Here is a 12,441-nt window from a genome sequence, read left to right as displayed (position 1 = left end):
TAGACATAGTTCATAATGGGTAATTAATTTACGCCGTTAGTGTAGAGTATTTTGTTCTTATTTTCTTCTTATGAATTCACTTCACACTATTATTTATAGAGGACTAAATGGCAAAACCAAATAAGAAAGGGCCGTCTAAAACGGTTGAAATTTATTGTATAAAATGTAAAACCAAACTGTATAAATACAGGAAAGGAGGAAAAGGAGCCTTAGTTAAATGCTTTGTAGAGAGGATAGTTGATAATTTTACCCGTGTTGCTGGAGAGTGCCCTCATTGTAATGCAGTTTTTGCTAGAGAAATGTTAATTCGGGGAGTGCCTGCATATAAAATCATCGGTGGAAAAGTGTCAATGAAATAAAAGCCGCAGATGTCTCATTAAAAGAAAAGATTCGTATTCGATTCAATTTATAATATACTGATTCGATTAGCCTTTATATCAATCGTGAATGCTAACAACCATAAGTAGGGGATTTACAGTGTTATATCAACGTCTTTTTATCTTCATACTTATGATGATAAGTTTCTCATCAAACGCCGCTAGCTTAGCAAATAAGATTGATAGCTTTAAAAAAGAATTTAAGAAAAAAGACGCCGTTGAAATTTATGATATACGCTTGATTCAAAAGGAATACCCAACCGTTTTATTGTCTCCAGACACCTTATTACCCCAAACTGCGTCATACCCTTTTAAGTACATAAAACAGTTATATAACAGTGCGAATAAGTGCAGTGGCCCATGGCCGGTTAGCCCATTAGTAGGTGAACCTTTAGTTCTTGTTAGAGCCTTATGCCAAGGGATTAAATTGCCTACAAGTTGGTTTGCACGATCTGGTATGATTCATCCTGGTGGCGGTTCTTATGCTTATCGTTATGCACAAATGTATCCTTCTCGTAAAGATTCATTGGCTAAGTTTATGCACATTAAAGAACGAGTAGTTGCACCAAAAGGCACGTTATTACATCACTTACAAACAATGGATGACAATGCGATTCGAGCGATCATTAGTGGCTCAGATACCATTATTGCTGATGGGCTTCTTTGGATAAGAAAAGGAAGTCGTTATTATCTCTATCCAATGAAGCTAAAAGAACAGAACCTGAATAAATTTGATTTAGAAATGGCCTTATTTCAACAAGATTCAAATTGCTATGTCCGAAATGGTAATGTGTGTTGGACAGAAAAAAGTGATTCTCAAACGTTATCTTATGTTGTGTTATGTTTAGTGTTCATCAATTTATGTTTGGCGATCGGTTGGGGCATCTCTCAGTGGAACAGCAAACGAAGAGACATGAAAAGCCGAATGCTGGTTCTTCAGATATTAACGCACGAACTTCGTACACCTATTGCAAGTTTGGCATTGACTGTTGAAGGATTTAGGCGACAATTTGAATCATTACCAGAGTCTTTATATGATGAGTTTAGGCGTTTATGTGAAGACTCAAGACGACTACGTCAATTAGCAGAGGCAAGTAAAGATTATTTACAATCTGACGATAAAGGGTTTTCTACAGAGTGGATCCCATCGGTAGAGGAGTGGCTAGGTTATCGCTGTGAAGAATACAGAGAAGCTGTCACCTTTAAAATTAACTATGATGCATCAGTAAAGGTAAATATTTATTGGCTAGGTAATTGTATTGATAATTTGATCAGTAATGCGCACAAATATGGTGTGCCACCAGTGATATTAAATGTCACAATGGAGCCAAAGAAATTAAGAATAGAAGTCATTGATAGCGGCTCTTTAACAAAAGCGAATTGGAAAGAACTTAAAACGCCATTTGTGAGCAAAGCTGGCTTAGGTTTAGGCCTAACAATTGTTGAGTCAATGATAAAAAGAATGGGGGGAAGCATGACATTGCAAGGACCCCCAACCACATTTATTTTGGAGATACCGTGTGAAACAAACAATCCTACTTGTTGAAGATGATCGAAATTTAGCTGATGGCCTATTGGTCAGTTTAGAAGAAGCTGGGTATAACTGTATACATTCTGATAATGCAACGGATGTATCAAGTTTTTGGGCAGAGGCCGATATCGTTATTCTTGATCGCCAGTTACCAGAAGGTGATTCTTTAACTTGGTTACCTGAATGGAAACAAATTAAAGACATACCAGTGATTTTACTCACTGCGCTTGTTTCAATAAGAGATAAAGTGACGGGTCTTGATTCAGGTGCAAATGATTACTTAACAAAACCTTTTGCAGAGGCTGAGTTACTTGCTCGTTTACGTGCACATTTACGCTCTCCTGAATCAGAAGCTGAAAATAAAACGCAGTTGGTTGTTGGTGTACTTTCAATCGATACGTCAACGCGCGATGTCATTAATGGTAGTGACGCGGTAACGTTAACACGCACTGAATTTGATCTATTATTATTCTTAGCATCCAACTTAGGTAAAGTGTTTACGCGTGATGAGTTGTTAGACCAAGTGTGGGGCTATAATCATTTCCCTACAACTCGTACGGTTGATACGCATATCCTCCAACTTCGTCAAAAAATTGTAGGGATTGAAATTGAAACCCTGCGTGGTGTTGGTTACAAAATGAAAGCGTAATATGTTGAATAAAAAAGTTGCTTTACTTTTAGGTTTTTTATGTATAGCTCACAGTAATGTGAGTCAATCTGCTGCGTGGTTTAGTGACCAATCAGCACTTTCAAGTGCGCATAAACAATTTTTAGAAGGTAATGCAACCAAAGGTTTTTCTACTGCTATTGAAGTATTGCAAAATACTACGGCTGATAATATTAAGCAGAATATAGATAAATTGTTGAGCGCTTCGATTTCGTCGAATTGTGGACGAGATTTATCGACGATAGTGATCCCTCATTGGCTCACATCGGTAAGTGTTCGACGAATGGTTATTCAAACCCCTGGTCGAGTACACCATAGATTACTTATTCAATTTGATAGTGAAAAAGACATTGCAGTATTGTCTTTTGTTCGATGGCCAGAAGAAGAGTTACTGATCAATCCAACAAAAGCAGTTACCCCGACACAAAATACCGATATTAATCAATATTCATATTTAAGTGAGTCATTGAATAATAGAGTCAAAAATGGCTTATATAAATTGACCATTGTTTCTAATGAGCCTAATGTTCAGTGGGATACTTGGATTGTTCTTAATACACCCAAAACGGAGATGGAAGTCTCTTGGTTAGGTAAGGAAAAATGGAAAACGACTCAAACGGGATTATTAAATAGAAATTGCCCATTACCAGAGATGGCGCTCGGAATTTATGACCACCAAGATAATGAATATATTAAATTGTGGGAAGATCTGTATGAAGAGCGGTTTCCGCAAAGTTTACCTGAAACAAATGTACTACCAGGTAGTTATATTTTAAGCGTTTCTTTTAACCATAAGCGATTTCAAGGTCCGATTTCTATTCAAGAAATTCAAGCAATTACAAAAGTCATCAATTTCGGTGCAGAAGACAGTGTAGAGAGTAACTGATGTCAGATTTACCAACGTTAACCCATGAAGAGCAACAAAGAGCTGCTGAGAAAATTCAAGAAATGATGCGTCAAGGCATCAGTACTGGCGAAGCCATTAAAATTGTAGCGGAACAAATCCGTGCAGAGATAGCTGAAAAACAAAAGAAATAAACAATTAGAATAAAGATAAAGCCGAGACACGATATCTCGGCTTTTTTATGAAATGACCTTTCTAAACATGTCATTTTTTTGATAAAACTTCGTTATTTTTCTTAAAGTAATCATTCAACGTGTCGATAAGATAAGTAGTTAATTATTTTAGGTTTATAAAAATGAAACAGTGGATAAAAATTGGCTTACTTTCGAGTACAGCACTCGCGTCGAGTCAAGTACAAGCAACCAACTTTAATGTTGATGGCCGTATTGATGCGATGGGGGGAGCGGGTACTGCTTCTGCTGATTATTTAACCGGTGTTTTTTATAACCCCGCCCTCGTCGCTATTTATAGCCGTAAAGATGATGCTGGCTTATTGTTACCAAGCATTGGGCTTCAAGTTGTCGATAAAGACAACATGATTGATGATTTAGACAATTTAGTTAAAGCTTACGATAAATTAGATACTGCCGGAGCATCTCAAGCATTGGCCGATTTATCTGGTGACGCAGCACAAATCCAGATGGGTACAGCGATTGCTTTCGCTATTCCTAACCGTTATTTATCTATGAATTTCTTTGCTAAGGCAACATTAGAATCTGTTTCTATTGCTGATGTTGAAAAGCAAAATTACGGTTCAAGCATAGATTCAGCAATGGCGAATGTACTTGATATTAGTTATGCCACGGTTGATGCAGCTGCAATCGGTGTTGCCGAGTTTGGTGTTGCTTTTTCTGGTTACACAAACTTTTTAGGACAAAACTTTACTGTAGGTATTTCACCTAAAATTCAAAAAACGTATACATTTAATTACAGCGCGTCAGCGGTAGATTTTGAATTTAAGGATATGAAAGATAACTATGAATCGGGTGATACTAACTTAAATTTTGATGTTGGTACTGTTTGGTTTAATGGTCCTTGGCGTTTTGCTCTAGCAGGTAAAAATTTAATATCTCAAGAAATACAAACCAAAGAAACGTCTATAACGGTAGGGCTTACTGATGCCGATATTGGTAGACTTAGTGGAGATACGAGTTATACCCGGCGGACCAGGAAAGCAAACACGTCTTAGACAATACACGTATAAGATGGAACCTATTTATACGGCAGGTATTGCTTTTATGACTAATTACTTTGTCTCAACCGCTGACGTGGATCTTAATGAACAAGAACGATTTGTAGAATTAGATGACAACATGCAAATGTTACGAGTTGGTGTTGAGTTTGATTTACTTTATCAAATTCAATTACGCGGCGGTTTTAAGAAAGACCTCGCTGGTACTTATGATGATGCATTAACCGCTGGTGTTGGTTTTTCACCGTTAAATATGTTCCATTTAGATCTTGCGGCTATCTATTCAAAAGACTCTACTTATGGCGTTTCGGTTAATATGGCTTATGAATACTAATCTTTACTAGATAAATAGGTAACCACTTGTAATAATAGGGTTACCTTACTTAAGATAAGAATTGTATTATGATAGCAAAAGCAAAGATAGGCATCGTAACGGTAAGTGACCGTGCTAGCGTTGGTATTTATGACGACATTTCAGGTCCTGCAATTATAGAAACATTAAATGATTATTTAACATCAGAATGGGAACCCGTGTATGTGGTCATTCCTGATGAACAAGATATCATTGAAAAAACGTTAATTGAATTAACGGATAATGAAAACTGTTGTCTAGTCGTGACGACTGGCGGAACAGGTCCATCAAAACGCGATGTAACCCCAGAAGCTACTGAAGCAGTATGCGATCGTATGATGCCTGGTTTTGGTGAGCTTATGCGTGCCGAATCATTAAAGTTTGTTCCGACCGCTATCTTGTCTCGTCAAACAGCAGGTTTACGTAAAGATTCATTAATTGTTAATTTACCAGGAAAGCCTAAATCTATTCGTGAATGTTTAGACGCCGTGTTCCCTGCAATACCATATTGTATTGATTTAATGGAAGGTCCATTTCTTGAATGTAATCAAGACGTAATCAAACCGTTTCGTCCAAAAGCTAAATAAAAAAAAGCCAACTCACTCGAGTTGGCTTTTTAACATCCTTTCTCTTTTCTCAACTTAATTAGTGCTTTTTTCTCTTTTAACTTTTCTTTGTATTCCTTTCCATCACTAAAACTGAGTAATTTATTCACATGTGATAATGAACGGTTTAAGGTTTCACATCCTTTAGGTTGATGATACTTATAGTATTTAGCCATCGATTTTGAATGTATGTTTGGTGAAAACAGCAAAAAAATTAAAATGTAACCAATAATCTTCATATTTATTCCCCTTTAAAGTAATGAATATTACATAGTCTACCCACAATTAGGGAAAGGTGGGCTAATATGTGTAAGTTTTAGAATTACCTCTTTAATTAAAGAGTACTTAAGTAATTAACAATAATATAAGTGTTATGTGGATCACTTTGTAAGCTATTTTTAACTGTCATTATAACCGTATAGAGTATTTCAAGTTATACTTCATTAATTATGAACTGTGTATTATGAATATGAAAAACATAAGCGATTATCAATGGTAGATCTTTATATAAATACAAAATTATTTGGATGCTATGTATCATTGTTATTCACCAGTGTACTGATAAATACGAGTATTATTAAGTGTCATAAAAGAACCCATTTTTACTTTTCTGTTTTTCCCTACGATTCAGGTATATTTTATATAATGCATACGAATACCCCTTGGTTTTCATTAGTTAAAGAAACGGCTCAGCACCAAAGGGAACGCATCATAAAACGGGGGCATAATAAATGAAATGGATAGAGGAAGCCTCGTTAAGGCAGAAATTATCATTTCCAATCATTGCATTTACAATAATTCTATTTGTTGTTTTTCAGGGCTATCATTACGTTAATACCTATAATATACAAAAAGATAACTTAATTAATCGAATTAAAGTATTAGGCAATGGTGTTGGCGTTAATTTACAATCATCCTTATGGCTTAATGATGATATTGCAGCCACAAAAGTTCTTCATGCTTTCAGTGCAGACAGTGAAATTCTACAAGTATTACTACTTAAAAATGACGGAGCGCCATTTGCTGAATATAGAAAAAACAATCAGGTTGCCCAAGCTCCAAATAAAGAGTTACAGCGTCGTATCTCTGTGGATGGCTTTGCTATTGGAGACCATTCAGTTTACCTTTTTATGCCTGTGTTATTAAATAACCTGAATTCTGGATAAGGCTGAACTAATTGCCCACCTAACGATCAGATCTTTCGACCAAGAATTATTTGAACGTATTTTAAAAGGTGGGCAAGATGAATAAATTAGTTGATATATTTTGTGATGTCGATGATTTTTGTTATCAATTCTTATCTCAATGGGAAAAATACCTTGTTGAGGCTAGTGAGAGAAAAAGAAAACGTCAGTCAGTAATGTCTACTAGTGAATGTATGACTATTGTCATCGCTTTTCATCAATCAAATCATAGAGATTTCAAGAACTTCTATATCGGGTTAGTTCATCAATATTGGAAAGGATACTTTCCAAATTTACTTAGCTACACTCGATTTGTGAGCAAAATGCCTAGCCTAATCGCCCCAATGTGTGCCTATTTTCAATCTATCAAAGGTAAGCCGACTGGCATTGCTTTTGTTGACTCCACGAGTCTTAAAGTATGCCATAACATTCGAATTCCTCGCCATAAAGTCTTTGATGGTGTTGCGAAAAGAGGAAAAGGTACCATGGGATGGTTTTTCGGCTTCAAACTTCATTTATTGATTAACCATCTTGGAGAAATTATTTCGCTGAAAATCACAGCTGGCAATGTAAATGATAGGACTCCTGTACCTGATTTATGCAAAGAACTCTCGGGGAAATTGTACGCTGATAAAGGGTACATAGGTAAAAAGTTGAGTGAGAGCTTAAAGAACTCTGATGTCGATTTAGTGACTACCTCGCGAAAAAACATGAAAGCAAAAGAGATAAGTGCTTTTGATAAGGCTATGTTATCAAAGAGATACATTATCGAAACGATAAATGACCAATTGAAGAATATCTCTCAAATTGAACATAGCCGTCATCGTAGCGTGACTGGTTTCATGCTAAATGTAATTTCAGGCGTTGTGGCTTATTGTTTAAAAAAACAAAAGCCACGAATTAAGCTATCAGAATGTGAATTTGAACTAATCCTCGCTTAAAGCATGTTTTATCCAGAATTCAGGTTAAATAATGAAAAAATAGCAAGTATACGATTAATTGCATCCAAAGATGAATTAAATAGGACACGAGATGAAGCCTTAAATATTTCGTTTACTATGTTTGGTTTAATTATTGTTTGTGGGTATCTTTTTATTGTAAAAATTCAACAATGGATAATTACCCCAGTAACGAATTTAAATAAAGCGATGCAAGGGATTATAAATCGTGGAGAGTTTACTTCCAGACCTTCTGTAACTATTCATGATGAAGTCGGTGACCTAACTTTATCATTTAACAAAATGGCGGATAGATTAGAAGAGCGACAAAAACAGCTCAGTTTTGTTTTAAATAAAGTAGAGCAAGAAAGGGATTTTGGAGAGCAAATCATTACCGCTGTGCAACATGGATTGTTTGCCGTGGATAGACAAGGGAAAATACTTTTATCAAATGATGCATCAAAAAGATTATTTTCGACAATGACATATCATCATTTAGTCGATCAGTATTTTTTAGACATTGTTAAGCCGGTAGAAAGTAAAACGCTTCTAACTATTATTGAAAATTGCACCGAAGTAGATGACGTATTAATCCAAACAACGAGTGGAAGTGCATTACAAATAACGACTAGAATATTAGCAAATAAAAACGAATTGTTATTTTCTATCATGGATGTAACAGAAGCAATTAAAAGTCGTACTCAGCAAAAATTAGCGGCGAATGTATTTAAAAACAGCCAAGACGGTATTCTTATTTTTGATGTCAAAGGGAACTTAACGCTGATGAATCCAGCATTTACGGAGATGTTTGGTTATGAGATGAGGGAGTTAAGCGATTTATCCATGAAAGTTCTATTTGATAATTATCTCTTCACGACGTTAACAAATTTGATTATAGAGTCTTTATATAAATTTGGGCAATGGCATGGTGAAGTGTTAGAAACCAATAAATTTGGGGTGAAATTACCTCTTTATATAAAGGCATGCAAGATTCTAGACGACGAACAACATGATCAAGAAAGTTATATTTTCATTTTTACTAATTTATCCGACATAAAAGAAAAAGAACGCTTAGATCATCTAGCACATCATGATTTATTAACAGGACTTCCTAATCGTTCTAAGTTTTATAATGAGGCTAATCAATCACTTATGATTGATGGTGATGTAGGGTTATGTTATCTTGATCTTGATGGTTTTAAACATATCAATGATACTTACGGGCATGATGCTGGTGATGAAGTATTAAGAGTAATCGCAAAAAGATTAGAGAATATGGTCAGAGCTAAAGACATAGCATGTCGACTTGCCGGAGATGAATTTGTCTTGTTCATTAATCCTGTAATCGATAAAAATCAGTTAATTGAATTGGCTGATAGAGTCATCACTTCAATCCAGTTACCTATATATCATCAAGGAACCATTTTATTTGTAGGAGCAAGCATTGGTATTACCATCGCAACTTATCAAGAAAACAGAAATCTGGATAAATTGCTAAAAGAATCTGATCGTGCGATGTATGAAGCAAAGCTTTCAGGAAAAGGGCGTTACGCATTTCATATTATGTGACAAAAACTTAACAAATTTGAGTAAAAGCTATTTAACTTATTATTTAAAATGTTATATTAAGCTGTCATTCACTTTTAAGCTAAATAGGATTATGTAATGGAAATTTTATTATTGGTTGCTTTTGTCATCGCGGGCGCAATTATGGTAAAAAAAGAAAAGTAAGAGCAATCAAAATAATATAGATATCCCTTTAAAACACATTTTTATATCTATTGTAAACCAAGATAAATAGTTAATTTATCTTGGTTTTTTATTTTTATCTCTGCAAATTTAATGTCATATCAACAACACCATCAGCCATCTGAACATCAATCAAGAATCCAAAAGACTGGGCAAGACCGATCATTCCTTGATTAGAAGGCATTGTCATACCCGTCATTATTCTCGTTCCATGCTGTTTACTGTAATTAATAATTTTAGTCATGAGTATCTTGCCCAATCCTAACCCTTTTAAATCTGATCTCACTAAGACTGCAAATTCAGAATTCACATTGTTTGGATCAGAAAGGGCTCTAACGACAGCTAAAATGACTTCTTCACCATCAATCTGTTTTGTGGCAACAAAAGCCATTTCACGATCGTAATCAATTTGAGTAAAATTCGCGAGAGCTTCATGATTAAACTCACCGACCTCAGAAAAGAAACGTTTATATAAATCGTCATGAGAAACTAGAGAAATGAAGTGTGCATGTTTCGGTTCATCTTCAGGAAGAATAGGGCGAAGTAAAACGCTTGAGCCATCTTTCAATTTCGCAAATTCTTCAAGCTCATTTGGATAAGGTCGAATTGCGAGACGTTTATGAATATCTCCACTAAAATGTTGAACTTTCATTGATGAATCAACAATTGTCAGATCCATTCCAGAAATAAGCAAAGGATGGATATCTAACTCTACAATTTCAGGACAATCGAGTACCATTTGGGATAAGCGAACAAGAAAGGCACTCAAGTCAAAGATACTCATTTTGTTTGGTGTATTTCTATGTTGAATAATGTTTTCTTTAATGGCGTATTTAATTAAGTTCTCAGCAAGAGCCATGTTTAATGGAGGCAGGGCAACCGCCGCATTATTATTGAGATCCCATTCAGATCCACCTTCCCCTAATAAGATCACAGGACCAAAGACGGGATCTTGACACACTTTAATTCGTAATTCTTGAGATCCAGAACGAGTGGCCATTTTCTGCACGCTTAAACCTGAAACTCTTGCTGCTGGGTAGCTTAGCGATACTCTGTCTATTATAGATTGAGCTGCGTTAATCACTTCTTCACGTGTCTTTAAGTTCAACATAACCCCCTGAACATCGGACTTATGGGCAATATCTGGAGATCTTAATTTTACAGCAACAGGGTAACCAATTTTATCGGCGACATAGGCCGTTTCTACTGGTTCTTCAGTGATCCAAGTATCAAGCGTTTTAAATCCATAACATTCATAAAGCGTTTGAACTTCATGAGTATCTAAACTAACAATATTTTTAGTTACGCAGTTATCTAACCACTTTCTTGCCATTATGGCATCGTGTTTACTGATATGGCCGGATGAAACGGGTGTTTCTATCAGTAATTTTTGATTTCGATGATATTCAACAAGATGCAAGAATGCAGAGACACCACTTTCAGGAGTTCTATATGTTGGTATTCCCGCTTCTGTAAACAATAAACGGGCTTCTTTAGAAGAGGTTTCTCCAGACCAATTGGTCAAAATAGTGAAATGAGTCTTTCTTTTATGATCGCGAATTAATTTGATCAACGTTTTGGCTGTTTTTTCTGCATTAGAAACGGCAGAGGGGCTGTGCATAATTAAAAGTGCATCACAATCTTCATTATCTAATACGGCATTAACCGCATCACAATATCGTTTTTCATCAGCATCTCCACCAATATCAATAGGGTTTGAATGGGACCAATTTTGAGGTAATACATCATTTAATTGAGATATCAGTTTCTCACTTAGATTGGCTAACTGTCCTCCTTGCTGCATCAGGCTATCTACTGCCATAATTGCGGGACCACCGCCATTTGTGACAATCGCGAGGCGATGACCTCGAAAAGGAATAGGGTGTGCAAGCGTTTCAACCGCAGCGAACAATTCATGAGTATTCGATACTCGAAGCATACCTGCGCGTCTTATTGCTGCATCATAAACAGCATCTAAACTTATCTCGCCATGAGTGTGCAATTGAGCCGCTTCACTTCCAGCGACAGATCGCCCACTTTTAACTACCAATATACGGCGATTTCTTGCCGCGGCCCTTGCAGCAGACATAAAGCGTCGAGCGTCTTTGATTGAATCGATATAAAGTAAGATAGCTTCTGTTTTAGAGTCAGTGCAAAGCGTGTCAAGTAGCTCGCTAAAATCAATATCAAGCCCATCTCCCAGTGAAACAAACGCAGAGAATCCAATGTTTTTCTCATTGGCCCAATCTAATATCGTTGTACATACCGCAGCTGATTGAGAAATAAAAGCAATGTTCCCTTTTTTGGCATTAATAGGTGAAAATGAAGCATTTAGGTTTATCCAAGGAAGAATAATCCCAAGGCTATTTGGCCCCAAAATACGCATATCATATTTGGTTGCGATACGTAATGCTTGAAATGGTAATGGCTCGCCAATGCCATTGGAGTGTAAATTCATATCAGAGGATAAAATAATAACGCATTTTACGCCTTTCCTCCCTAATGCTTCAAGCAACGCTATATTCCGTTGAGAGCTTGTACAAAGCACCGCAAAATCAGGGGTAATCGGGAGCTTTTCTATTGAATCATAAGCGAGAATCCCACACACGGATTTATAACTCGGATGTACAGGCATTATAGGACCATCAAATCCACCTTCTAAAAGGTTTCTCATGACAATATGTCCAGCTCGATTAGAGTGAATAGAAGCACCAATAACGGCAATTGATTGAGGACGTAAAAGCTGTTTCAAATCCGACATGTTTACTCCTTTTATTTCTTTATAAAGAATAAGATAGCTGAGTAAATTTGATTTGACTGTCTTAATGTGAATAAACAAAAGATAGCGCACAAAAAGGACTTAATTTTAGTTAACACCAAGGTATTTCTTGGTGTTGAGCACAAAGATAACAGTTATTTAAGTGGTTTTATGGTTTGTACTT

General features: G+C 36.1%; 11 protein-coding genes and 1 pseudogene. 10 read left to right on the top strand and 2 right to left on the bottom strand.

Annotation, left to right across the window (positions count from 1 at the left end; translation table 11 throughout):
* Positions 1–107 precede the first annotated feature (107 nt).
* The 7 genes and pseudogenes from VSAL_RS19430 to mog all read left to right on the top strand — a co-directional run bounded on the left by VSAL_RS19430 (position 108) and on the right by mog (position 5,610).
* A complete protein-coding gene (locus VSAL_RS19430; protein ID WP_044583581.1) occupies positions 108–359 on the top strand; it encodes a hypothetical protein in 252 nt (83 codons plus the stop codon).
* Positions 360–459: 100 nt separating this feature from the next.
* The gene (gene vxrA / locus VSAL_RS19425) at positions 460–1,923 is read left to right on the top strand and encodes a sensor histidine kinase VxrA (protein WP_407921301.1); all 1,464 of its coding nucleotides are present in this window, start codon (positions 460–462) and stop codon (positions 1,921–1,923) included.
* Entirely contained in the window at positions 1,898–2,557 is a 660-nt protein-coding gene (locus VSAL_RS19420; RefSeq protein ID WP_017023207.1) for a response regulator transcription factor, read from the top strand. The genes vxrA and VSAL_RS19420 overlap by 26 nt, the downstream gene beginning before the upstream one ends.
* 1 nt (position 2,558) lies before the next feature.
* Positions 2,559–3,461, top strand: coding sequence for a DUF2861 family protein (locus VSAL_RS19415; RefSeq protein WP_012551961.1), 903 nt, complete (start codon positions 2,559–2,561; stop codon positions 3,459–3,461).
* Positions 3,458–3,613 (top strand): YoaH family protein, encoded by a 156-nt coding sequence (locus VSAL_RS23020; RefSeq protein WP_173362151.1) that lies wholly within the window; start codon positions 3,458–3,460, stop codon positions 3,611–3,613. The genes VSAL_RS19415 and VSAL_RS23020 overlap by 4 nt, the downstream gene beginning before the upstream one ends.
* Before the next feature lie 161 nt (positions 3,614–3,774).
* A pseudogene (locus VSAL_RS19410) lies at positions 3,775–5,005 on the top strand (conjugal transfer protein TraF).
* A gap of 71 nt (positions 5,006–5,076) precedes the next feature.
* Positions 5,077–5,610, top strand: a complete 534-nt coding sequence (gene mog, locus VSAL_RS19405) for a molybdopterin adenylyltransferase (RefSeq protein ID WP_044583654.1) — start codon at positions 5,077–5,079, stop codon at positions 5,608–5,610.
* Positions 5,611–5,639: 29 nt separating this feature from the next.
* Here the strand turns inward: mog and VSAL_RS19400 are convergent, their stop codons facing one another.
* Positions 5,640–5,867, bottom strand: a complete 228-nt coding sequence (locus VSAL_RS19400; RefSeq protein WP_012551958.1) for a hypothetical protein — start codon at positions 5,865–5,867, stop codon at positions 5,640–5,642.
* Positions 5,868–6,359: 492 nt separating this feature from the next.
* On the opposite strand from VSAL_RS19400, the gene VSAL_RS19395 reads away from it, so the two are divergent.
* From VSAL_RS19395 to VSAL_RS19385, 3 genes are all read left to right on the top strand, one after another.
* Positions 6,360–6,794, top strand: a complete 435-nt coding sequence (locus tag VSAL_RS19395) for a CHASE sensor domain-containing protein (protein WP_044583580.1) — start codon at positions 6,360–6,362, stop codon at positions 6,792–6,794.
* Positions 6,795–6,871: 77 nt separating this feature from the next.
* Positions 6,872–7,753, top strand: a complete 882-nt coding sequence (locus VSAL_RS19390; protein ID WP_012548944.1) for an IS982-like element ISVsa6 family transposase — start codon at positions 6,872–6,874, stop codon at positions 7,751–7,753.
* A gap of 3 nt (positions 7,754–7,756) precedes the next feature.
* Positions 7,757–9,319, top strand: a complete 1,563-nt coding sequence (locus tag VSAL_RS19385; RefSeq protein ID WP_044583579.1) for a diguanylate cyclase domain-containing protein — start codon at positions 7,757–7,759, stop codon at positions 9,317–9,319.
* 256 nt (positions 9,320–9,575) lie between these two features.
* Here VSAL_RS19385 and VSAL_RS19380 read toward each other — a convergent pair whose 3' ends face one another.
* A complete protein-coding gene (locus VSAL_RS19380) occupies positions 9,576–12,260 on the bottom strand; it encodes a bifunctional acetate--CoA ligase family protein/GNAT family N-acetyltransferase (RefSeq protein WP_012551956.1) in 2,685 nt (894 codons plus the stop codon).
* Positions 12,261–12,441: the final 181 nt, after the last annotated feature.

This window comes from Aliivibrio salmonicida LFI1238 (assembly GCF_000196495.1).
Lineage (GTDB): Bacteria > Pseudomonadota > Gammaproteobacteria > Enterobacterales > Vibrionaceae > Aliivibrio > Aliivibrio salmonicida.
The sequence above is the reverse complement of the archived record's forward strand: the minus strand, read 5'-3'. Positions and strand labels throughout refer to the sequence as shown.